This is a genomic window from Sinimarinibacterium thermocellulolyticum (assembly GCF_040327995.1).
Taxonomy (GTDB): Bacteria; Pseudomonadota; Gammaproteobacteria; order Nevskiales; family Nevskiaceae; genus Solimonas; species Solimonas thermocellulolyticum.
This window is the reverse complement of the sequence record NZ_JBEPIJ010000005.1, coordinates 78499-102156: the sequence shown is the minus strand read 5'-3', so window position 1 is coordinate 102156 and position 23658 is coordinate 78499. Positions and strand designations below refer to the sequence as shown.

At 68.5% G+C, this 23658-nt stretch carries 19 protein-coding genes; 5 read left to right on the top strand and 14 right to left on the bottom strand.

Translation table 11 applies throughout. From position 1 onward, the window contains the following. The first annotated feature begins 160 nt into the window (after positions 1 to 160). The 3 genes from ABSH63_RS06120 to ABSH63_RS06110 all read left to right on the top strand — a co-directional run bounded on the left by ABSH63_RS06120 (position 161) and on the right by ABSH63_RS06110 (position 7280). Complete coding sequence (locus ABSH63_RS06120) at positions 161 to 3361, top strand: S8 family serine peptidase (RefSeq protein ID WP_352888342.1); 3201 nt, start codon at positions 161 to 163, stop codon at positions 3359 to 3361. A 169-nt stretch (positions 3362 to 3530) separates the two neighbouring features. After that, positions 3531 to 5552: a prolyl oligopeptidase family serine peptidase gene (locus tag ABSH63_RS06115; protein ID WP_352888340.1), complete on the top strand. Its 2022-nt coding sequence runs from the start codon at positions 3531 to 3533 to the stop codon at positions 5550 to 5552. A gap of 33 nt (positions 5553 to 5585) precedes the next feature. Next, positions 5586 to 7280: a M28 family metallopeptidase gene (locus tag ABSH63_RS06110; RefSeq protein ID WP_352888339.1), complete on the top strand. Its 1695-nt coding sequence runs from the start codon at positions 5586 to 5588 to the stop codon at positions 7278 to 7280. A gap of 9 nt (positions 7281 to 7289) precedes the next feature. Here the strand turns inward: ABSH63_RS06110 and ABSH63_RS06105 are convergent, their stop codons facing one another. The 8 genes from ABSH63_RS06105 to ABSH63_RS06070 all read right to left on the bottom strand — a co-directional run bounded on the left by ABSH63_RS06105 (position 7290) and on the right by ABSH63_RS06070 (position 18271). Then, positions 7290 to 8108: an HDOD domain-containing protein gene (locus ABSH63_RS06105; protein WP_352888337.1), complete on the bottom strand. Its 819-nt coding sequence runs from the start codon at positions 8106 to 8108 to the stop codon at positions 7290 to 7292. Between the two features lie 124 nt (positions 8109 to 8232). Next, a complete protein-coding gene (locus ABSH63_RS06100; RefSeq protein ID WP_352888336.1) occupies positions 8233 to 10143 on the bottom strand; it encodes an N-acyl-D-amino-acid deacylase family protein in 1911 nt (636 codons plus the stop codon). Between the two features lie 134 nt (positions 10144 to 10277). Then, positions 10278 to 11159, bottom strand: coding sequence for a DMT family transporter (locus ABSH63_RS06095; protein ID WP_352888335.1), 882 nt, complete (start codon positions 11157 to 11159; stop codon positions 10278 to 10280). An 18-nt stretch (positions 11160 to 11177) separates the two neighbouring features. After that, a complete protein-coding gene (gene hldE / locus ABSH63_RS06090; protein WP_352888334.1) occupies positions 11178 to 12605 on the bottom strand; it encodes a bifunctional D-glycero-beta-D-manno-heptose-7-phosphate kinase/D-glycero-beta-D-manno-heptose 1-phosphate adenylyltransferase HldE in 1428 nt (475 codons plus the stop codon). Positions 12606 to 12684: 79 nt separating this feature from the next. Beyond that, positions 12685 to 13608: a branched-chain amino acid transaminase gene (locus ABSH63_RS06085; RefSeq protein WP_352888333.1), complete on the bottom strand. Its 924-nt coding sequence runs from the start codon at positions 13606 to 13608 to the stop codon at positions 12685 to 12687. Between the two features lie 63 nt (positions 13609 to 13671). After that, positions 13672 to 16485, bottom strand: coding sequence for a bifunctional [glutamate--ammonia ligase]-adenylyl-L-tyrosine phosphorylase/[glutamate--ammonia-ligase] adenylyltransferase (gene glnE, locus ABSH63_RS06080; RefSeq protein ID WP_352888331.1), 2814 nt, complete (start codon positions 16483 to 16485; stop codon positions 13672 to 13674). 30 nt (positions 16486 to 16515) lie between these two features. After that, positions 16516 to 17994, bottom strand: a complete 1479-nt coding sequence (locus ABSH63_RS06075) for an amidase (RefSeq protein WP_352888330.1) — start codon at positions 17992 to 17994, stop codon at positions 16516 to 16518. Between the two features lie 67 nt (positions 17995 to 18061). Continuing rightward, entirely contained in the window at positions 18062 to 18271 is a 210-nt protein-coding gene (locus ABSH63_RS06070) for a DUF2061 domain-containing protein (protein ID WP_352888329.1), read from the bottom strand. A gap of 116 nt (positions 18272 to 18387) precedes the next feature. Here ABSH63_RS06070 and ABSH63_RS06065 point away from each other — a divergent pair, with 116 nt between their 5' ends. Further along, positions 18388 to 18747, top strand: a complete 360-nt coding sequence (locus tag ABSH63_RS06065; RefSeq protein ID WP_352888327.1) for a hypothetical protein — start codon at positions 18388 to 18390, stop codon at positions 18745 to 18747. Between the two features lie 3 nt (positions 18748 to 18750). Here ABSH63_RS06065 and ABSH63_RS06060 read toward each other — a convergent pair whose 3' ends face one another. The 6 genes from ABSH63_RS06060 to ABSH63_RS06035 form a co-directional block, all read right to left on the bottom strand. Further along, on the bottom strand, positions 18751 to 19098 hold the full coding sequence (locus tag ABSH63_RS06060; RefSeq protein WP_352888499.1) for a DMT family protein: 348 nt from the start codon (positions 19096 to 19098) through the stop codon (positions 18751 to 18753). A gap of 75 nt (positions 19099 to 19173) precedes the next feature. Then, positions 19174 to 19923: a Bax inhibitor-1/YccA family protein gene (locus ABSH63_RS06055; protein WP_352888326.1), complete on the bottom strand. Its 750-nt coding sequence runs from the start codon at positions 19921 to 19923 to the stop codon at positions 19174 to 19176. 145 nt (positions 19924 to 20068) lie between these two features. Beyond that, entirely contained in the window at positions 20069 to 20689 is a 621-nt protein-coding gene (locus ABSH63_RS06050) for a DUF1134 domain-containing protein (protein WP_352888325.1), read from the bottom strand. Between the two features lie 91 nt (positions 20690 to 20780). Further along, the gene (locus tag ABSH63_RS06045; RefSeq protein ID WP_352888324.1) at positions 20781 to 21242 is read right to left on the bottom strand and encodes a tellurite resistance TerB family protein; all 462 of its coding nucleotides are present in this window, start codon (positions 21240 to 21242) and stop codon (positions 20781 to 20783) included. Positions 21243 to 21250: 8 nt separating this feature from the next. After that, positions 21251 to 21991 (bottom strand): hypothetical protein, encoded by a 741-nt coding sequence (locus ABSH63_RS06040; RefSeq protein WP_352888323.1) that lies wholly within the window; start codon positions 21989 to 21991, stop codon positions 21251 to 21253. A 57-nt stretch (positions 21992 to 22048) separates the two neighbouring features. Beyond that, positions 22049 to 22708 carry an alpha/beta hydrolase gene (locus ABSH63_RS06035; RefSeq protein ID WP_352888322.1) on the bottom strand — a complete coding sequence of 220 codons (660 nt, stop codon included), beginning with the start codon at positions 22706 to 22708 and terminating at the stop codon, positions 22049 to 22051. A gap of 141 nt (positions 22709 to 22849) precedes the next feature. Between ABSH63_RS06035 and ABSH63_RS06030 the strand changes: the two genes are divergently transcribed. Then, entirely contained in the window at positions 22850 to 23629 is a 780-nt protein-coding gene (locus ABSH63_RS06030; protein WP_352888321.1) for a hypothetical protein, read from the top strand. The last annotated feature ends 29 nt before the right edge of the window (positions 23630 to 23658 follow it).

The window sequence follows — 23658 nt, the reverse complement described above, 5'->3', positions numbered from 1 at the left end:
CGCGCTCGACGACAGGCGGGTGAAACCGGCGAGTATAGAGGCTCGCGGGGCCGCGCCCATCCCGATGCGGGATTTGTCCTCAGGCCGACCGCGCATCGGATTCCCTAGAATCCGCGTATCCGTGATTTCCTACATCGCGTAAGCATCGAGGAAGTCGATCATGCCGATCCTTCATCGCCTTGGCGCGCCGGTTCTCGCCGGACTACTCGGCGCGCACGCCAGCCTCGCCGGCGCGACCGAACCCGCCTCCGGCACCCTGACGCCGACCAGCGACCCCATCGTCGCCCAGGGCGGCCCTTACCTCGTGTCCAATCCCAGCGGCGCCGCCACCGGCGAGCCGGTCTGCGACGGCGAGGGCGCGGTCTGTGACCATTTCGATCTGACGCTGGACCTGCCCGCCTCGTTCCGGCAGGCCAACCCCAACCTCGCCATCCGCTTCCAGCTCGACACCGAATCACCGAGCGGCGCCGATGATCTCGATCTGTACGTGCGCGACGCCGCAACCGGCGCAAGACTGGGCGCCGGGGCCACCGCCTCCGCCGACGAGGTCGCGCAAATCCCGCTCGCCGACCTGCCGGACGCGATCCGCGTGGACATCGTGCCCTTTGCCGTCGCCGGTGCGACCACGACGCTGACCATCGGCTTCGTGCAGGGGGAAGGTGGCGCGCCCGCCGATCCCTGCGCGATCGGCGAGGCGTCCACGGCTGCGGCGACCATGGACGCCGGCGTCGTCCGTGACCTCGCGGCCCTCGCCCCGGATGCGCTCTACGGCGCCTTCGTGCAGTTCCAGGCCGGCACCCACAAGCAGCACGACGCCCTGCTGGCCAGCCTGGGCCTGACCCGCGTCGCCGACTTCCGCCGCCACGCCCGCTCGGTGTTCGCGCGCGGCCCGGCCTCCGCCTTCCCGCGGCTGCTGGACAGTCCGTTGGTGGCCCGCATCGAGCACAACCGTCCCCTGCGCTACTTCGGTGATACCGGCCCCTGGGCGACGGGCGTGCGCGTGGCGCAGGAGGCGGTATCCGGCGGACCGTATCTGGACCGCGAAGGCCGGGCGCTGACCGGCCGCGGCATCACCCTCGGCGTCATCGATGGCGGCCTGCTCGGCAGCCATCCGGACTTCGCCGGCCGCATCCTGCACAACTTCCGGCTCGTCGACTTCGTAACGGGTGTCGCGCCGAGCTATGTAGATGTCGGCGAGGCCGACAGCGAAGCCCCAGGCGGCGGCCACGGCACCCACGTCACCGGCACGGTGGCCGGTAGCGGCGTCGCCTCGGACGGCGGCTACCCATCGGATGCCGCCGCGCCCGCGATTCGCGGCACCTACGCCGGCGTGGCGCCGGAGGCCTCGATCATCCACTGGGGCAATGGCCTCGGCCTGCTGGTGTTGTCCGCCGTCAATGCCTATCAGCACATCCTCGACAATGCCGACAGCTTCGATCCGCCGCTGCGCGCGGTGAACAATTCCTATGGCGACATCGAGCCCGGCACGCCCTACGACCCGGCCTCGACCAGCTCCTGCCTCATCAAGGCGATCGTGCAGGAGAAAAACATCGCCATGGTGTTCGCGGCGGGCAACGATGGCGGCGACGGCAGCGCGGACCGCACCTCCTCGTTCTGCAAGGATCCGACGCCTGGCGTGATCTGCGTCGCCAACTACGACGACAAAGGCAGCGGCCGCCGTGACGGCCCACTCAACACCTCGTCGAGCCGCGGCCGGGCCGGCGATCCGCACACCTACCCGGAGATCGCCGCGCCCGGCACTCTGATCACCTCCACCTGCCTGCAGACCGGGCCGACGCAGGCGATCTGCGTTGGTGGCGATGACAACGCCGCGGAAACCGACTGGGCGCCCTGGTACGGCACCATCACCGGCACCTCGATGGCGAGCCCACACGTGACCGGCGCCCTCGGGCTTCTCTTGCAGGCGCGCCCGGAACTCACCCCGGCCGAACTCGAAACGCTGATCCGGCGCACGGCACGCAAGGTCGGCACCGGCTACGAACCCGATCCCGAAGTGTCGGGTGCGACCATCCATGTGGGTTACGGCAACGGTTTGCTCGACATCCCGGCGGCGCTGGAGGCCCTGGGCGTGCCCAAGGCCGGCAACCCGAGCGCGGGCGGTGAGACCCCGGTGATCGACGGCGACGAGGATCCGCTGCTTCCCGATGCCGCCGCCGATGCCGTGGCGCTGACCGTGACCGAAACGGTCGGCGCCGGCGGTCAGCCCGGCTTTGCCTGGCAGCTTCGCGTCGCCGCCGGCGACGGCTTTGCTGCCTCGCCGGCGCTGGTCTACAGCCTTTACTACAACGTCGCTGGCGTTCCCTTCGTCACCGCGATCCTCGCCGATGCCGACGGCGTGAGCATCCCCGAGGCCGGCCCAGGCAACACCGCAGTGGCATCGAGCGCCGAGCGCGACGGCGATCTCGTCCGCTTCTTCGTGCCGCACAGCGCGATCGGCTATCCCGCCGTCGGCAGCCCGGTGCACAACATCCGCGTGCTGGTCGGCAACGACGCCACGGTGCTGGACTACGCACCCTCGCCGGCCGGCGCGCCTGCCGCCGTCGCCGCCGTCCAGTCGATGTTCGGACGACCGCTGACCGTGCTGCTCGATGCAGGGCTGCCGCCGCCGTCCGACGAGCGTAGCTGCCTACTGCCGGGCCTCACGCAGGCCACGAGCCCGCCCGGCCAGACCGGCAACGGCACCCCCACCGGCCAGGACGATCTGCGCCAGCTGTGGATCGCCGAACCGCGCGAGACCCCGGGCAAGCTCGTCTTCACGATCAAGGTCGACAACCTCGCCCCCCAACCGATCCCGGGTTACCGCTGGTATGCCTACTTCAAGATCGACGGCGAGGACAACAACTACTTCGTCGCGATGGACACGGTCCAGGGCACGCCGCGCTTCATCTACGGCCTGCGCGATTCCACCGAATCGACCATCGGCACCATCCCGGCCGTTGGCGGCGTGGGTCTGTTCGAGGAGCTGGGCACCCTGGATGCCGCAAGCGGGTTCGCCGCTGACGGCACGATCACGCTGGTGCTCGACAAGTCGGTGCTCGGCATCCAGACCGGCCAGGCGCTGACGGGCATCGCCGCCTCCATCCGCCAGACCACCAACCCCGTCAACGGCGCGGGCCTGACCGTCGATTCGGCCGCTGCGGTGAGCGGTTATCGCGTCGTCGGCAACGAGGTCTGCGCGACCGCCGACGGCAGCAGCGAGGGCGGCGGCACCCCGGGTGGTGGCGCGCCTGCGACGCCCGACGCCGGTCGCTTCGGCGGTGCACTAGGCATGCCGCTGCTGGCCATGCTTCTGGCCGCCTGGTCCCTGCGTCGACGCAACGCGGCCTTGGCGCGCATCTGAGCCGGACCCAGACGCCCCGCGATGCGGGGCGTCTGGCTTTCCCTGCGGGATTTCCCTCAGCCGCGCGCGGCCGCGATGCGGCTACCATGCCGCCTTCGTTGTGAGGAGCCCGACGTTGATCCGACCGTCCCTCGCGGGCCTTGCGCTCGCGCTCGTTGCCACCACCGCCATGTCCACCACCCCCTCGACGCCACAAGGACTGCGCGCCTTCTCGGCCGATGACCTCGTGCGCCTGGAACGGGTCTCGGATCCGCAGCTCTCGCCGGACGGCCGCTACGTCGCCTACACCCTGCGGCGCACCGACTGGGACAACGACAAGGGCGTGCTCGACCTGTGGCTGGTGCCCAGCGACGGCAGCGCGGCGCCGCGCCCGCTGACCCGGGCCGAGGGCAACCACAGTGAACCGCGCTGGTCCGCCGACGGACGCTGGCTGTACTTTCTCTCCACCCGCAGCGGCAGCGCGCAGATCTGGAGGCTCGACCTCGTGGCCGGCGGCGATGCCTCACCGGTGACCGAGCTGCCCCTTGCCGTCAACAACTACGCGCTGTCACCGGACGGGCGGCGCATCGCGGTGTCGCTGGACGTGTTTCCCGACTGTGCCGACCTCGACTGCACCAAGCAGCGACTGGAGGCGCGCGCCAAGCAAAAGGCCAGCGGCATGAGCTTCGACAAGCTGTTCGTCCGCCATTGGGACAGCTGGAAGGATGGCGCGCGCGCGCAGTTGTTCACGCTGACGCTCGGCGACGACGGCCGCGCCCGTGACCCGGTCCACGTCAGCCGCGGCATCGACGGCGACGTGCCCACCAAGCCCTTCGGCGATGCCTCGGAATACACCTTCTCGCCGGACGGCAAGACGCTGGTGTTCACTGCGCGCATCGCCGGCCGCAGCGAAGCCTGGAGCACCAACCTCGATCTGTGGTGGGTGCCGGCCGACGGCAGCCAGCCGCCGAAGAATCTCACCGCGCCGAACGAGGCCGTGGACATCGGCCCGGTGTTCTCGCCGGACGGCCGGTATCTCGCCTGGCGCGCGATGCGCCGGCCCGGCTACGAGGCCGACCGCCTGGCGATCCTGCTACGCGACCTCAAAACCGGCGAGACCCGCGAAGTCGCCCCGGACTGGGACCGCTCCGCCGGCGCCTTGCAGTTCTCTGCGGATGGCAAGACGCTGTACACGAGCAGCGACGACCTCGGCAACCATCGGCTGTTCGCGATCGACGTCGCCACGGGGGCGGTCAGCGCCCTGACCGGGCCCGGGCACGTCGCCGGCTTTTCGGTCGGCGCCGACCACATCGTCTACGGCTTCGACACGCTGACGCATCCGGTGCATCTGTACCGCATCGCGCGCGGCGGCGGTGAGCCCGAGCAGCTCACACGGCACAACGCCGAGCGGCTCGCCCAAATCCGTTTCGGCGACTACGAGCAGTTCGCCTTTCCCGGCTGGAACGACGAAACCGTCTACGGCTACGTCGTCAAACCGTGGAACTACCGCAAGGGCAAGAAGTACCCGGTCGTCTTCATCATCCACGGCGGCCCGCAGGGCAGCATGGGCAACGACTGGCATTACCGCTGGAACCCGGCGGTGTATTCCGGCTGGGGCTATGCGGTCGTGTTCATCGACTTCCACGGCTCCACCGGTTACGGCCAGGCCTTCACCGACTCGATCCGCGGCGACTGGGGCGGCAAACCGCTGGTCGATCTGCAGAAGGGCTGGGCGCATGCGCTCAAGACCTACGACTTTCTCGACGGCGAGCGCGCGGCCGCGCTGGGCGCGAGCTATGGCGGCTACATGATCAACTGGATCGCCGGCAACTGGCCGGATGCGTTCAAGGCGCTGGTCAACCACTGCGGCATTTTCGACAACCGCAGCATGTACTACACGACCGAGGAGCTATGGTTCGACGAATGGGAGCACGGCGGCCCGTACTTCGCAAGCCCCGAAACGCACGAGAAACACAATCCTGCCGCGCACGTGACCCAGTGGAAGACCCCGATGCTGGTGATCCACGGCGCCAAGGATTACCGCGTTCCACTCGACCAGGGCATCGCCACCTTCACCGCGCTGCAGCGCCGCGGCATCGCGAGCCAGCTCCTGGTCTTCCCCGACGAGAACCACTGGGTGCTCAAGCCGCAGAACAGCGTGCAATGGCACGACACCGTGCGCACCTGGCTGCAGCGCTGGCTGGGCGCCTGAACCCTGACTGATCCCGAACGACTGGACACGAACATGCGGACACGGACCCTACTGAGCGCCTCGCTCGCCAGCGCCATGCTCATCGCGACGGGCTGCAAAGACACCAAACCCGTCGCGTCGGCCGAGAAGGCCTCCGAATCGGCCGCGGTGACGCCGGCCCGGATCAGCGCCGAACGTCTGATGGCACACGTGCGCGTGCTCTCGTCGGACGAGTTCGCCGGCCGGCTGCCGGGCACGGTCGGCGAGGAAAAGACCGTGGCCTACTTGACCGAGCAGTTCAAGGCCATGGGCCTTGTGCCCGGGAATCCCGACGGCAGCTATGTGCAAAAAGTGCCGCTGGTCGGCATTGACGGTGACGCGAGCCTGCAGCTCAGCGTCGGCGGCAAGACCATCGAGATGCAGCCTGGCCGCGACTTCACCGCGGTCACGCAACGCATCGTGCCCAAGGTCGACGTCCAGGACAGCGAACTGGTGTTCGTCGGCTACGGCGTGATAGCGCCCGAGTACGGCTGGGACGACTACAAGGACGTTGATGTGAAGGGCAAGACCATCGTCATGCTGATCAACGACCCGGCCGTGCCCGATCCCGACGATCCATCGCAGCTCGACCCGACGATGTTCCGTGGCAAGGCCATGACCTACTACGGCCGCTGGACCTACAAGTACGAGATCGCGGCCCGGGTCGGCGCCGCGGCGGCACTGATCATCCACGAGACCGGCCCCGCCGGATATCCGTGGGCGGTCGTCGAGAACAGTTGGACCGGCGAGCAGTTCACGCTGGCAACGAGCGACCAGAACATGGGCAAGGTGCCGGTGCAGGCCTGGATCAGCAACGACAAAGCGCGGGAACTGTTCGCCAGCCTCGGACTGGACTTCTCGGCCCTCAAGCAAGCCGCGGTGCGCAAGGACTTCGAACCGGTGCCGCTCAAGGCCAAGGCCAGCTTCACGATCCGCAATCGGGTGCGCGAGGTCGAGTCGCACAACGTCGTCGCCGCGCTGCCCGGCACCGAGAAGCCGGACGAGTGGATCGTCTACTCGGCGCACTGGGACCATCTAGGCACCAACCCGGAGCTCGACGGCGATCCGATCTACAACGGTGCCCTGGACAACGCCACCGGCGTCGCCGGCGTGCTCGAGATCGCGCGCGCGCTCAAGCAGTCACCGCCCAAGCGCTCCACGCTGTTCATGTTGGTCACCGCCGAAGAGCAGGGCCTGCTCGGCGCCAAGCACTATGCGACGAACCCGCTGTACCCGCTGGAAAAGACGCTGGCGATGATCAATCTCGACGTGCTCAACCCCTGGGGTCCGACGCGGGACATCCAGATCATCGGCTACGGCCAGAACACGCTGGAGGACGTGCTCGCGGCCGTACTCGCCGAACAGAATCGCGTCGTCGCGCCGGACGAGGAACCGGAGAAAGGGTTCTACTACCGCTCCGACCAGTTCGAATTCGCCAAGGTCGGCGTGCCGGCGCTATACGCCGATGCCGGCGGCGACATGATCGGCCACGAGCCCGGCCATGGTCTGAAAAAACGCCTCGAATACAACGCCAACGACTACCACAAGCCGTCCGACGAGATCAAAGACGACTGGAATCTCGACGGTGCGGCGCAGGACCTGCAGGCGCTCGCCGAGGTCGGTCGCCGCGTGGCCAACGGCGATGCCTGGCCGCAGTGGAAGGAAGGCTCGGAGTTCAAGGCGGTGCGCGAGGCGAGCCTGAAGCGCTGAAGCGCCCGCCTACGCCGCCTGCAGCTGCTGCAGACAGTCGCGGTAGCTGCCGGCGAGCGGGCCACTTTCGTCGAGCGCGAACCCGGCTTCGAGATCGAGCTTGCGGTAAGCCGGTGCATAAGCGTCCGGCGCCCCGCGCAGGCGCAGCACGGCGACCGTGACGACGTCGGCGTAATCGGCCGCGCCGTCGTGGTCGCGCGTCAGATCCGGCCACAGCGCCGGCACCTCGACCAACTCCGTCGGGAAATGCCAGGCTTGCAGGATCATGCGGCCGATGCGCGGCGCCAGGGCGTCGATGGTCTCATCGAGCGCGCGGTCGCTGTCGATCGTGTGCGCATGCACTTGCGCGAGCTTGACAATCGGCAGCACACCGACGCGATGCACCAGACCCGCGAGCATCGCCATCTCCGGCTGCAACAGCGTGCACTGCTCGGCCAGTGCGCGCGCCAGCGCCGCCACCTCGACGCTGTCGCGCCAGCACAGCAGCAGCCGCTCGTGCAGCTCGCGATCGCGCGCGCGGAACATCTGTTCGAGTGCCAGGCCGTCGACGAGCATGCGCGTGTACTCGAAGCCCAGGCGGGTGACCGCCTGCTGCACGCTGTCCACGCGGTGACCGCCGCGCATCGCCGCGCTGTTGGCGACGCGGATCAGGCGCACGGCGATGGCCGGATCGCGCAGGATCTCGCGCGCCAGCCGCGCCGCGCTGACCGCCTCGTTGCGCACCAGACAGCGGATGCTGTGCGCGACCTCCGGAAGCGTCGGCAGCGTCAGCCGGTCGTGCGCGAGCGCGTCGACCACGACGCGGTAGAAGCGGTCATGACTCGGCATGCGCGATGCAGCGGTCCGTTCGTAAGCCACGGCCCATGCTGGCGCGCACGCGCCGCGCTCGGGGCGCGCAACTGACGAGCGCGCCGATTTTGCGGAGCGGCGGACGTTGCGCCGCGTGCAGGCTTCAGGCGGCCAATTGCGCCGGCACGGCCGACTCGTGATCGCGGTGGCGCAGCACGCGGCCAAAGCGTTCGCGGCCAAACATCGGTGTATAGGCACCGTCGCGCCAGGCCAGATGGCCGGCGATCATCACCTGGGTGACGACCTGCGGCGGACGGTTGACGAGCTGGTGATGCTCGAAGGCTTCGCGATAGACGTAGTGGACGGTGTGCTCCGGATCCCAGGCTTGCAGCGCGCGTGGATCGATCACCACCAGATCCGCTTGCGCACCGACGCGGATGCTGCCGACATCCAGACCGAAGAACTCCGCCGGCTCCTGCGTGAGCCGGTGCACGGCGCGCGCCACCTGGTCGAGACCGTCGGCCTGCGCGAACTTCAATGTGCGCAGATTGCCGTCGTAGAAGGCCATGTTGGTCAGGTGCGCGCCGCTGTCGTTGAAGCCCGGCAGCAGCAGCGGATCGAACAGCAGCTCCTTGGTCAGTCGCGGGTCGCGATTGGCGGTGACCGTCCACCAGCGCAGGTCGGTGTCGTAGCGCCGTAGCAGGTGCAGGAAGAATGCGCAGTCGTCCTCGATCGGTTTCGGGAAGCTGGCGAAGGCCTCGGCTTCGGCCTCGCTGCGCGCGCCCTGCCCGCTGCGCTGCCACGCCAGCAGGCGTTCGTACACCGCCTGCATGGTCTCGCCGCTCCAGTCCGGCACCGGGCAGCGGTCGATGGTCATGTCGCCCAGCTCGCGGGTGAGCACGTTGTCGTCCAAGCGCAGCCAGCGCTTGAGGCGCGCGAGCGAAAAGCCGCGCTTGCCGTGCCACCACATGCGTTCGAATTCCGCGACCCAGGCAGGATCGTTCATGATGCGGGCGCGGCCCTCGCGATCCTCGAGATCGCATTCGTTGAGCCGCCGCAGCACCGGAATCTCCTCGGCGATCGGCGTGATCACGCCGTCGCTCCAGATCTTGAACGGCGCGGCCAGTGCCTGGAAGCGGAACAACCCCGCCACCAGTTTCGAGTTGAGGATGCGCGCCAGCAATCGCCCCAGGCGCACGATCGAGCGGTTGGTGGTGATGTCGATGGCGGCCACGGCGGTGACCTTGAGCCGGCGTCCGTGCAGGCGCGCCGAGGTCAGCAGAAAGTTTCTGAAGATCGCTAGCTTGTCGTCCTTGGGCGGCGTCGCCTGCCAGACCCGGTCCCAGCGGCGCACCACGCCGGTCAGGCGCTTGAGCTCGCTATACGGCGCGAACTGCGTCGGGATGGTCTTGTGCGTGTTCGGCCGGTTGGCGAGATAGTGGAACGGCAGGGCATCGGTGGAAAAGCCGACATAACCCTCGCGCATACCCTTGTCGACGAGCTGCTCCATCTTCTGCAGCTCGGCCTCGGTGGCGTCGCGGCTGATCGAGTCGTCGAAACCCATCGCCTCGATGCGCAGCATCGAATGCGGGATCATCGGCACCACGTTCGGCCCCAGCGGCAGGCGGTCCAAGTGCGCGAGATACTCGGCGGAATCCGACCAGTCGACGCGATCGGCCACCTTGCGCAGCACGTGCTTGGGCACGTTCTCGACGCGCGCGAAGCAGTCGACGATGGGGTCGGCGCCGTCACGCCGCTGCGCGCCATAGGCGAGCCCGAGGCTGCAGTTGGCGACGACCACCGTGGTCGTGCCATGACGCACCGCCTCGGGCAACTGCGGCTCGATCTCGACTTCCAGATCGAAATGGGTATGGATGTCGAGCAGGCCCGGCATCAGCCAGCGGCCGGCGGCATCGATCACCTCGCGCGCGTCGGTCGCGGCCAGGCCCGGGCCGATCGCAGCGATGCGGCCGCCGGCGACGGCAACGTCCTGTTGGCGCGGTGGGGCGCCGCTGCCGTCGAAGACCAGGGCATTGCGAAACAGCGTATCCCAGCGCGGGCTGCTGCCTTCCATGGGGTTCTCCGGTTGCCAGTCCGCACCCATCATAGGCCGCGGCGCGAGACCCCTCGATGGGAAAATCTGCCCTGGAGCGCCACGGGCTTGGTAAATCCAACCCATGCGCCGCGCGCCCGGCCGGCAAGAACGCGCTACAGACCAACCACCAGCGCAACGCCCGCGAGCGCGAGCAACACACCGACCGCCTGACGCGCGCGTACCGGCTCCCGCAGGAAGATCACCGCGAGCGGCAGGATGAAGACCGCCGCCAGCTCGTTGAGTACTGCGGCGATCGAGGCCTGGGTGTACTTATAACCGGCGAGCCACATCATCATCGAGAGATAGGTGCCGGTGATGCCGCCGGCGACGATCGCCGGCCAGTGCGTGACGCCGCGATAGGCGCGCCACAGCGCCGCCAGTTGGCGACGGCCGACGGCGATCGCGAACATGCCGAGAAAACCGGCGGCGACACGCAGCGTCACCACCCACAGAAAGCTGTGCTGCTCCAGCATCGGCTTGGCGATGACCACGCCCAGCGCCATCAGGAACACCGAGAACACCGCCCAGGCCACGCCGATGCGCAGCGCGCGCGCGTCCACCGCTTCGCGCTCGGCGCGCCAGGTCACCAGCACGATGCCGGACAGCACCAGCCCCACACCGGCGAACTGCCAGGCGCTCAGTCTTTCGCCAAGCCAGACCATCGACAGCAGGATCACGAACGGCGAATACAGCGCCTGCGCCACCGCCATGCGGCTGGCGCCGATCGCATTGAGCCCGCGGAAATACAAGGTGTCGCCGGCGGCGATGCCGAGCACACCCGAGAGCACGATCACGCCCAGGTCGGCACGCGGAATCGCCGGCAGCGCCGGCCCTTCCACGACGAGTATCGTCAGCGCGAACAGCGGCAGCACCATCGCCGTCTTGACCAGATTCAGCGCGAACGGCGGCAGATGCTCGCCGGACTTCTTGAACAGGATCACCGCGATCGCCCAGGCAAACGCGCAGCCGGTGGCGTACAGCTCGCCCAGACCCATGGCGGAGGCTCCGGTGGTTCAGCCGCGGGCGCGCGCGAGCATGCCGGTGGTCGAATAACCGTCGTGAAAATCGAGCACGACGACCTTGCCGCCGTAGGCGGTGACGATGTCGAAACCGGCGATCTGCTCGGGCCGGTAGTCGCCGCCCTTGACCAGGAAATCCGGTGACACGGCGCCAATCAGCCGCGCCGGCGTGTCCTCGGAGAACGGCACCACGAGATCGACGCTGCGCAGGCCGGCGAGCACGCGCATGCGATCGGCGCAGGGATTGACCGGCCGCGTCGGTCCCTTCAAGCGGCGCACCGAGTCATCGTCATTGACCGCGACGATGAGCAGATCGCCGAGCGCACGCGCCGCTTCGAGATACTTCACGTGACCGACGTGCAGCAGGTCGAAGCAGCCGTTGGTCATGACGATGCGCCGGCCCTTGGCGCGCTCCTTGGCGACGCGGGCCAACAACGCGGCCTCGTCGAGCACGGTTTCGTCCGCGCTCTGGCCGTGCAGGGCGGCGGCCAGCTCGGCCACGCTGACGCTCGCCGTGCCGAGCTTGCCGACGACGATGCCGGCGGCGAGGTTCGCCAGACGGCAGGCTTCGGGCAAGTCGACACCGGCGGCGAGTGCGGCAGCGAGCGTCGCGATCACGGTGTCGCCGGCGCCGGTCACGTCGAACACCTCGCGGGCGACCGCCGGCAGATGCAAGGGCGGCCGTGCCGCGCGCAGCAAGCTCATGCCCTTCTCGCTGCGCGTCAGCAGCAGCGCCTCCAGACCGAGCCGCGCGCGCAAACCCTCGGCGCGCGACAGCAGATCGGCATCGTCCGCCGCGGCGCCGGCCACGGCTTCGAGCTCGGCCACGTTGGGTGTAAGCAGCGTGGCACCGGCATAACGCGCATAGTCCGTGCCCTTGGGGTCGACGAGTACCGGTTTTCCGGCAGCGCGCGCGGCACGGATCAGCGCGGCAACATCCACCAGCGTGCCCTTGGCGTAATCGGAGCAGACCACCAGATCGCAGTCCGGTAGACGCCGCTCGAACGCCGCGCGCAGCGCCACCCGGTCGAAGCCGCCGCCAGAACCCAGCGCCTCCTCGAAGTCCATGCGCAACAACTGCTGGTTGCGCGACAACACGCGCAGCTTGGTGATCGTCGGCAGTGTGTCGCTGACGATCCATTCGGCGACGATGCCCGCATCCTCGACGGCCGCGCGCAGCTGCCGGGCGGCCTCGTCGACGCCGACGACGCCGAGCAGATGGACCCGCGCGCCCAGGCTGGCGAGGTTCAGCGCCACGTTCGCCGCGCCACCGGCACGGACCTGATCGGCACGCACGCGCACGACCGGCACCGGCGCCTCCGGCGAGATGCGCTGGACGGGCCCGGTCCAGTAGCGGTCGAGCATGACATCGCCGACCACCATCACGCGCGCGCGGGACAACTCGGCAAGTGTGGTGCTCACGGTGGACTCCGCCGGCCACGCCGGCGCCCCCTCTCCCCGCCCCATTCCCGCGCGGCGCGGGGCAAAGGCAGGAAAAAACTCAGATCAGTGCCAGCCACTCCGGGTACTTCTCGCTGCGGCCCTTGACCAGGTCCAGATAGGCCTTTTGCAGCTTCGCGGTGATCGGCCCGCGCGTGCCGGCGCCGATCTGGCGGTTGTCCACCTCGCGGATCGGCGTGACCTCGGCCGCGGTGCCGGTGAAGAAGGCCTCGTCGCAGACATAGACCTCGTCGCGCGTGATGCGGCGCTCGACGACCTTGTAACCGAGGTCCTGCGCGAGTTGCATCACCGTGCGCCGCGTGATGCCGTCCAGCGCGCTGGTGACATCGGGCGTGCTGATGATGCCGCCCGTGACCACGAAGATGTTCTCGGCGCTGCCTTCGGCGACGTAGCCATCCGGGTCGAGCATCAGCGCCTCGTCGTAGCCGTCGCGCAGCACTTCATTGAGTGCCATCGACGAGTTCAGGTAGTTGGCGTTGGCCTTGGCGCGACACATCGAGGCATTGACGTAGTGGCGCGAGAACGAGCTGGTCTTGATTCGGATGCCGCGCTCCATGTTGTCGGCCCCCAGATACGCACCCCAGGGCCACGCCGCGATGATGACGTGCGTGTTCAGTCCGGACGCGCGCAGGCCCATGCCTTCGCTGCCGTAGAACACCATCGGCCGCAAATAGGCCTCTTCGAGTTTGTTGGCGCGCAGGACTTGTTTCTGCGCCTCGTTGAGCGTCGCCTCGTCCCAGGGCATCTTCATGCCGAGGATCTTGGCCGAGTTGAACAGCCGCCGCGTGTGGTCTTCGAGCCGGAAGATCGCGGTGCCTTTCGGCGTCTTGTAGGCGCGCACCCCCTCGAAGCAGCCGACGCCGTAATGCAGCGTGTAGGTCAGCACGTGGGTCGTGCACTCACGCCAGGGTTTGAGCTCGCCGTCGTACCAGATGTAGCCGTCGCGGTCGGCAAAAGAGGTCATGGTTCGGTCACCGGGGAATCTGAGCGCCAAGCGTCGGATTATAGGGGCTAGAGCCTGCCCCCATCAGCCCAGGAGGCGGCGCCACAGATCCACGACCGCGGCGCGCTGTTCGGCGAATGCGTCCAGCGGACACAGGTTGTCGAGTTGCTGCAGCGCGCGCTCGTGCGCCCAGCGACGATAGCGGCGGTAGCTGTCGATCAGTGCGTCCTTGTCGGCCACGGCGATGCTGCCGGCGGCAGCGAGGGCCTCGAGCTGGCGCCAGTTGTCGCTCCATTGGACGATCGCGGCATCGCGATGCGCATCGCGCAGCACCAGGTACTGGGTGATGAACTCGATGTCGATCAGGCCGCCCTCGCCTTGCTTGATGTCCCAGCGCTCGCCATCGGACTTGTCGAGCTCGCCGCGCATGCGCCGGCGCATGGCGACGATGTCATGGCGCAGCTTGGCGTCCTCGCGTGGGCGCATCAGCACCTCGCGGCGGACTCGCGCGAAGCGCTGGCCGACGTCCTCGTCGCCGGCGACCCAGCGCGCGCGCGTCAGCGCCTGGTGCTCCCAGGTCCAGGCTTCGTCGCGCTGGTAGTCGGCGAAGCTCACCAAGCTGCTGACGAGCAGGCCAGAGCGGCCATTGGGTCGCAATTCCATGTCGACCTCGTAGGCGCGCCCGGCGGGCGTCTGTGTGGCGAGCCAGTTGATCAGCCGCTGGGCCAGACGTGCCAGCCAGGTGGCGTTGTCGATCGCGCGTGCACCGCCGACGCTGTCGGCGTCGAGTTGGTCGCAGTCGTGCAGGAACACCAGGTCGAGGTCCGAGCCGTAACCGAGCTCGATGCCGCCGAACTTGCCGTAGGCGATGACCGCGAAGCCGCTGCAACGCCCGTCGCTGCGCAGCGGCTCGCCATACTGCGCGCGCATCTCCGCCCAGGCAAAGCGCAAGGCTTGCTCGACGATCACCTCGGCGAGCCAGGTCAGACGGTCGCTGACCTGAACCAGCGGCAGCGCGCCATTCAGATCGGCTGCCGCGATGCGCAGCGTGACCTCGCGCTGCACGTGGCGCAGCAGGTTCATCGCCTGTTCGGTGTCGGCCGGCACCTGCAAGGCCTCGGCGCGACGCTTGAGGTCCTCGAACAGCTCGGCGCGCTCGGGCGGCGCGTACAGCGTGCGCGGATCGAGCAGGCTGTCGAGCACGATCGGCGCGCGCGCGATGAAGTCGGTCAGCCACGGGCTGGCGCGGCACAGGCGCAGCAGCGCGGCGCGCGCGGCGTCGGACTCGCGCAGCAGCGTCAGGTAGTTGCTGCGCCCCGCGATCGCCTCGACCACGCGCAGCGTGCGCACCAGCGCCGTCTCCGGCGGCGTCGCCGGATCGGCCTGGGCGACCGACTCGTCGATCAGCCGCGCGAGCAGTTGCAGCAGGCGCCGCGCCGTAGCCTCACGCATCGCCCGCACCAGACGCACCGTTCGCAGCGTCTCGATCGCGGCGAGCACCGCTTGCGGACGTGTCCGAAAGCCGGCCGCATACAGCGCTTCGAGCGCGGCATCGCCGGCCAGCGTGCCGTTCCACAGCGCGGCGACGAGCCTGTGACTGGGACTGTGCTCGTCGTGGTCATCGGCGGCGAAGACCAGCATGAACTGCTCGCGTACGAAGCCTCGCACCTCGGTGAGTTGCGCCTGCAGCGCAGCCCAGTCGTCGATTTGCAGCGCCGCGAGCAGCGCCGCGCGCGCGGCGTCCTGCTGCGGCAGCGCGTGCGTCTGCTGGTCGGCATACATCTGGATCGCGTTCTCGACCCGGCGCAGGAACACATAAGCCTCGTCGAGCCGCGCTGCGATCGCGGCATCCAGATATCCCTGCTCACCGAGACGGCGCAACACCGGGCGCAGGCGATGATCGCGCAAGGTCGGCTCGGCACCGCCACGCACGAGCTGGAACGACTGCACGATGAACTCGATCTCGCGGATGCCGCCGGCGCCGATCTTGATGTTGTCGTCGAGCCCCTTGCGCGCCACCTCGTCTTCGATCAGGCGCTTGAGTTCGCGCAGCGCGCCGATCGCGTTGTAATCGAGATAGCGCCGATAGACGAAGGGCCGCAGCAGATCGAGCAGGCGCTTGCCGGCGTCGAGGTCGCCGGCGATCGGCCGCGCCTTGATCATCGCGTAGCGCTCCCACTCGCGCCCGTGCACCTGGTAGTAATCCTCGAGCGCCGGAAACGAGGCCGACAGCGCGCCGGCGGAACCGAAGGGCCGCAGCATCGTGTCGACGCGAAAGACGAAGCCGTCGGCGGTCTGCGCAACCAGCAACCTGGTCGTCTCCTGCGCGAGCTTGGTGAAATACTCGTCGCTGCTGATGCTGCGCGCGCCATCGGTCTCGCCGCCGTCGGTGTGGCAGAAGATCAGATCGATGTCGGACGAGAAGTTCAGCTCGCGCCCGCCGAGCTTGCCCATGCCGAGCACGACCGGGCGGATCGGCCTGCCATCGGCGCTGCGCGGCACGCCGTGGCGCTGCTGCAGGCGCCGCTCGACGAAGCGCAGCGCTGCGTCGACGCAGGCATCGGCGAGGTCGGACAAATCGCCCAGCGTCTCGTCGAGCGGCGCGACGCCAGATAAGTCGCGCAGCGCGATGCGCGCCATCTGCCGCCGCCGCAGCACGCGCAGCGCAGCCATCGCCGCTTCCGGCGTGTCGACGTCCTGCATCGCCGCGTCGACACGCCGTCGTGTCTCGCCTTCGGGATACACCTTCGCGAAGTCATCGAGCGCATCGTCCGCTGCCACGAGAGCCTGCAGCGCCGCCTGGACGAAGCGGCTGGCGCTGAGCACACGCGGCATCGCGGCGGCGAGTTCCGCTGACGCGCCGAAGCGCGCGCGCAGGGCTGCGGTGAGCTCAGTCATGCGCGTGGAACACGAGCTGCACCGAAGGACTCACAGCGCCGGGCGCCGCTGCGCCCAGGGCTTGGCCCGCTCGAGCTGGCCGGCGAGACGCAGCAGCAGATCCTCACGGCCGAAGGCAGCGATGAACTGCACGCCGATCGGCAGGCCGTCGTCGGTCGTGTGCAGCGGCACCGACATCGCCGGCGTGCCGGTGAGATTGGCGAGCTGCGTGAACGGCACCTTGGCGAGACTCTCCCGCGCGAGCTGTTCGACGATGCCGCTGCCGTGCAACAAGCGACCGGCGCCCAGCGCCAGCAGCAGGTGCTGCGCCGCGCGCTGCCAGCGCGGCAGCTCCAGCGCACCGATCGCCACCGGTGGACAGGCCAGCGTCGGCGTCAGATACAGCGCATAGCGCTGGTGGAAGCGGCCCAGCGCGCGCGCATAGACGTTCCAGCGCCGACGCGCGAGCACGTAATCGCCCGCCTTGAGCGTGCGCCCGAGCAAGCCGAGCACGCGCGTGTCCGGCTCGAAGTCAACCTCGCGCGCACCGGCGACGGCACCCCAATGCGCGATGTCGGCGGCCACCTGCCCCATGTACATCGTCAGGAAGTCCTGTGCGAGCTGCGTGCCGTCGATCTCGGGTTCGGCCTGCTCGACGTGATGCCCGAGCGATTGCAGCAGCGTCGCGGTCTCGGTGACGGCGCGCACACAGGCCGGATCGACCGCGGTGTCGATCGGCGAGCGCGTCGTGAACGCGATGCGCAGACGCCCCGGATCGCGGCCCACCTCGTCGAGATACGGCCGCTCGGGCGGGCGGATCTCGAAGGGCGCGCCGACGTCGGCACCGTGAATCGCATCGAGCATCGCCGCACTGTCGCGCACGCTGCGCGAGACCACCAGATCCGAGGACGCGCCCTCCCAGGCTTCGCCCAGGCGCGGCCCCAGCGGCACGCGGCCGCGCGATGGCCGCAGGCCGAACAAGCCGCAACAGGCCGCGGGGATGCGGATCGAACCACCGCCGTCGTTGGCCCCGGCCAGCGGTACGATGCCGGAAGCGACCGCGGCCGCGGCGCCGCCGCTCGACCCCCCGGGCGTACGCGTCAGATCCCAGGGATTGCGCGTTGCGCCCCAGCGCCTCGATTCGGTGATGCCCTTGAGCGCCAGCTCCGGCGTGCTGGTCTTGCCGAAGACGACGACCCCGCTGGCGAGAAAACGCGCGGTGATCTCGGCGTGCGTGTCCGGCACGTAGTCGATCGCCCGGCTGCCGGCGGTCGTCGGCACGCCGGCGTAATCCTGGATGATGTCCTTGATCAGGAAGGGCACACCGGCGAACGGCCCGGTCAGTGGCTGCGCGGCACGTGCGCGCGCCTCGTCGTGCATCGTAATGACGATGGCGTTGATCCGCGGGTTCACCGCCTCGGCGCGCGCCAGCGCGGCATCGAGCAGCTCGCTGGCGCTGACCTCGCCGCGGGCGACGAGCGCCGCCAGGCCAAGACCGTCGTGGGCTTGATAATCGGTAACCGAGATCATGCGGGCGATGCGGTGTCGAGCGTGGCGGCATAGAGTATCCGCACCGGCCCGGGCACGTCCGCTGCGATCAGTGTGCGGATGCCGGATTCAGGGCCGACCGCGCAGCGACGCCGCGTCGCCGCTGCCACAGCTTTTCATGGACGTGATAGGCCAGCGTATTGATGCAGGGTTCAACCAGCGCCACCGCACCGCCAGCCATCCAGTCGCCGGTCATCGCCCAGACCACGAGAAAGGCCACCGAGACGTGCATGGCGCCGAAGCTGAAGGTCTTGGTCATCTTCCGGTTCCGCAGAGGTTTTAGAAGATGATAATTATTCTCATGAAAAAGAAAAGGCAATCGTTTTGATTACTTTCATTGTTATGCGCTATCGACTCATCCTCAGCGGCCTCACCGTGACGGCCCTATCCGCCTGCTTCGGCGGCTACGACCCCAGCGAGCCGGTGACGTTCGCGCCAGGCACCGCGGTGCCGGTCGAACTGGCCGTGCCGCATCTCGATCAGGTCGTCGGCCAGCGCATCACCCTGTCCGGTCTGCCGCGCGCCCGCGAAGGCCGCTGCCCCGGTGTGCAGCCGCTGACGCGCAAGGACTGGATGCTCACCGGCGAGGATGGCGCCTGCGTGTGGGTCAGCGGCCAGACCGACAACGCCCGTCTGCTCGACCTGCGTCCCGGGATGAGCAAAGAGCGCGTCGCGGTCACCGGGCGGCTGCTGCGTACCGAGCATGGCGTCTACGTGCTGCAGATCGCGCCGTGAGACTCACGAACGGAAGATGAAATACACGGCGCCGACCATGCACAGCGCCGCCCACAGGTAGTCCCACTTCAGCGGCTGCTTCATATATAGCAGCACGAAGGGCACGAAGACGCTGAGCGTGATCACTTCCTGGAGGATCTTGAGCTGCGGCAGGCTCAAGGCCGTGTAGCCGATGCGGTTGGCCGGCACCATCAGCAGGTACTCGAACAACGCGATACCCCAGCTCAGCAGAACGGCGATGATCCACGGCTTGTCGCGCAAGTCGCGCAGATGTGCATACCACGCCAGGGTCATGAACACGTTCGACAGCACCAAAAGACCCGTGGTCTGCGCCAATACCGGCCAGTTCATTGCAAACGCCCCCACGAAAAAGCCCCGCCTGGGATGGGCGGGGCTGGACGACGGCTGGCTTCGCGGAAGATGGAATCAATCCTCTCCCGAGGCGAAGCCGAGCAGATGCAGCAGGCTGGTGAACAGGTTGTAGATCGACACGTACAGCGAGACGGTGGCCAGCACGTAGTTGGTTTCGCCGCCGTTCACGATCTCGCCGGTCTGATACAGAATCAGTCCGCACATCAAGAGAGCGAACATCGCCGAGACGCCCAGCGCCAGCGGCTGCAGGTAGACGCCGAACAACGAGGCGACCAGCAGACCGATGCTGACGATGAAGGCCATGAGAATGCCGGTGAACAGAAAGCCGCGCATGAAGCTGAAATCACGGCGTGTGCTCACCGCATAGGCCGACAGGCCGACGAAGATCGTGCCGGTGAGGCCGAAGGCCATCATTACGATCTGCGAGCCGTTGGCGAAACCCTTCATGTACATGTTCAGCACCGGGCCGAGACCGAAGCCCAAGAGGCCGGTGACCGCGAACACGACCCAGATGCCGGCTTCGGAATTCGCCGTGCGCGGCACCACGAACCACAACAGGCCCAGCGCCACCAGCGAGCAGACGAGGCTGATGCCGTAGGGTGCGCCGACCACCATCGACACGCCGGCCATCGCCGCGCTGAACAGCAGCGTCATCGACAGCAGCATGTAGGTGTTGCGCAACACCTTGTTGGTCGCGAGCGCCGAGGTTTCGACAGCCGTGACCACGCGCGGCAGCGGACGCTCGCCGCTGCGCACGGGGACCGGCCGTCCCATCTGGCTCAGGTTGTTTTCGTTCCAGCTCATGGCGAGATGACTCCTCGTGACGTCTAAGGGTGGGTTGGATTCTACGCGCTTTGACCGACTCCTGGGCGAGGAGTTCGGCCGCTGACATCGGCGCGCGCCGACCCGTCGACGCCAGGGGTGCTCGCAGCCCGGCAGACGGATCCGGTCAGAGCGGGACGAGCGAGCGCTCGCGGGTGTAGTGGATGTAACCGAGGCTTGCGCCGGCACGCAAGCCGACGCCGGTGCGGATCGGTGCGAGCACGACATCGCCGCTGCGCTGGTAATTCACCGAGAAGCCGGCGATCACGTACAGGCTGCCGTCGACCGCCGGGAAGCGCTGGAACAACTGGTGGCTCTCTTCGAGGTTGTAGACCAGCGTGAACACCTTGGCCGCATTGCCGCCGAAATCCCAGCCGATGCTCGGTCCCTGCCAGTACACCGGCATGCTGCCGCCACCCTTGTACTGGAGCCGGCCTTCGCCATAGCGCAGGCCGACGACCAGCGCGGCGCCGCCCTCGCTGCCGAAGATATAGGCGCTGGGTCGGCCGTGATCGGAGAACGTGCGCTCGATCGCTTTGGCCAGCGCCTCGCTGGTCGCGCCGAAGAAGCGCGAGGCCTCGCGCAGGATCTCCTCCAACGAGTAGGTCTGGTCGGCATCGTTCGCCGCTTGCGTCGGCGCCGCCGTGGCGCGCGGCGACTCCGCGGCGCTGACGGTGGCCGCAACCATGCTCAGGACCACGGCGATGACGGCCGCCAACAGCGCCACAATCGGGATTCGAAGATTCACGATGATCGGCTCCACAGTTCGGCGGTCGACGACCGCTGGAATGGTCGTACCCTGACGATGCCGGCCTGAACCGACGCTGGCGAGCCGCCGGTCACGCGCGAGCCCGCTCGCCATGCTCAGCCTCGACTTTCAGCCGCAGGCGCACGAAGTCCGCGTGCGGCAGAAACAGCAGATCGGCGAGCTGGCGGATGCGCGCCTCCTCCTGCGGATCGACGCGGCCGTCGGCATAGGCCACGCGCCACAGCCATTCGAGCAGCTGGCGCTTGCCGTCGGCATCGAGCTCGCGATTGAGCGTGTCGATAAAACCGTGCAGCGACACCGCCTGACGCGACTCTGCGAACGCCTGTTCGACCATCTGCGCCGCCTCGGCGCGCGCCAGACCGAGGGCGTCGACCAGCGCATCGCGCATCACCGCGCGTTCCTCAGCTTGGTCAGCGAAGTCGGCGCGCGCGGTCTCGACCAGCAGCACCGCCATCGCCAGGTGACGGTGCGCCGGTTGGTCGGCGCCCATGGTCGGCGATGCGCGCAGGAGACCCGCCAGCTTGTCGAGCATCCGCTTGCTCAAAACGACAGGCCCAGGCGCAGGTTGTAGGCGTTGTTGTCGCCCACGCGCTCATACTCGGGGGTGAGTTCGAGCAGCAGCAAGCTCACGCGCAGACCGACGTACAAGCGCTGCTCGTCGACTTCGGCCTTGCGCAGCCCGGTGACCGCGGCAGCGTCACCGCGCGGATCGGCCTCGGCCCAGACGTAACCGGCGCCGATGTACGGCGTCAGCACGGTGAAGCCCTTGGACAGCGAGACATCGACGCTGTACGACTCGTAGTCGAAGTCGTCGATGCCGCTGGTGCGCGTCAGCGCGCCACGCACGGCCAGCGCCGGCGAAGCGATGCCGCCTTCGAGAATCGCGTAGCGCAGCTCGGCGCCGTAGGCCTTGACGCTGGTGTCCGGCACCGCGGTGTAGAACGCGCCGACATCGATGCCAAAGGGCAGCCCCTTGGTCGCGACCACACCGGCCATGCCGACGACATCGACGTCGGTGCCGGTCAGCGCGCGCCAGTCGTCCTCGTTCTGCGTCGGCGTGTAATTGACGAAAGCGCCGATGCCAAAGCCGGTGATGCCGCCGGCCTCGGCCGGGCCCAGGGCCTTGTAGTTCAGGGCCGCGGCGACATCCTCGACCGCGCCCTCGAAGGCGGCCTGGCAGCCAGCAGCCCCAAGGCCGCAGTCGATGCGGAACTCGGTATCGGCCAGCGCCGGCGTCGCCACCGGCAAGCAGAGAATCAGAACGGCAAATCGACGACGCATGGGCAGGCTCCGGTGGGTCAGGCCACGAACGAGCTGGCAGGATAACAAACGCCGGTGTCAGTCCAGGTGCGCCTGCAGGAAGGTGAGTACGGTGCTCGACAATTCGTTCAGGCGTCCGTGGAAGAAATGACCGGTACCGTCCAGACTCACCAGTTCTGGCGGCGGCACGTAGGTATCGAGCACCGCGCGCGTTTGCGCGTAGTCGACCACCTCGTCGTCGGTGCCGTGCACGACCAGCCACGGGCACGGCGGACGCGGCGGCACGCCGGCATCGCCGACGTACTTGCCGAACGGCGGCGCGATGCTGACCTGTGCGACCGGCCGTAGCGCCGCCGCCGCGCGCAGGCTGACCCAGGCGCCGAACGAGAAGCCGAGTAGCACCAGTGGCCCGGGACCGAGCCGTTCACGCAGCCAGCCGGCGAGAAACACCACGTCCGCGGTCTCACCACGACCTTCGTCGTGCACGCCCTCGCTGCGGCCGACGCCGCGGAAGTTGAAACGCAGGGCGTGCAGACCCGCCTTCTGCGCGGTGGACGCCAGCGTGTAGGCGACCTTGTTCGACATGGCGCCGCCGAACAGCGGATGCGGATGGCAGACGATCGCGCGCGCGGCATCGGCACGCGCGGTGCGCGGCGTCGACCACAGCGCCTCGATGCGCCCGGCAGGTCCATCGATCAGATGCTCGGCGGTGGTGCCGGCGGCCGGCAATGCGCTCACGGGGCTGGTCGTCGAGTTGCAAAGAAGAATCGGCATTGTGCCCTACACCGACGGTCAGGCAATCCCTGCTTGCCTGTGCCGCGGGGGCCGTATAGGCTTCGGCTTGGCGACGGAGTTGTCATCACCTTTGGGGGAGTCGAGATGCGTAACCTGATCACGGCGCTGGGCACGGGCGCTGCATTGCTGGGCGCCGGCTGGCTTGCCAACGCGGCGGCGCCGGACGAGCGCCATCCCGAGGCGCATGCCTACGTCCACTTCAAGTTCGGCGGCGCCGAGCGCGCGGCGGAGTCCTTCTTCTACGGCCTGCGCCTCGATCATGACTCCCGCTACTTCGACCGGCCGGCCGCGCCGATCATGTCGGTGGAGTTCAATGGCACCGGCTTTTCCTCGGCGCACATCCACGGCATGCCATTCATCGACAGCCATCGCCTCAATCAGGCCGGCACGATCTGGACCGCGGTCGACTGGGGCTTACTCGCCGCCGGCGCAGTCGGCGTCGGCGTGGTGGCCGTCGCCGTGGCCGACAGCGATGACGAATCGCCCGATCCGGGTGGCTCGGCCGGCGGCACCACCGGTGGGTCGACGGCAGGTGGCGGTGCGGGCGGCGCCGGCGGCGGCACCGGCGGTACGGGTGGCGGCACGGGCGGTACGGGTGGCGGCACCGGCGGCACTGGCGGCGGCACGGGCGGTACGGGTGGCGGCACCGGCGGCACCGGCGGTGGCACTGGTGGCACGGGTGGCGGCACCGGCGGCACCGGCGGTGGCACTGGTGGCACGGGTGGCGGCTTGCTCGGCGGCTTCACCGACATCGGCTTTCGCACCGAGTACGAGTTCGCCGAGGACGCGCGTGCGGCAGTCGAGCAGCAGCGCCTGCTCGACGGCGGCACCGGCTACATGGGCGACCTGATCGTCCAGGACTGAGCCGTTCAATCGGTCGACCAGGGGAGCCG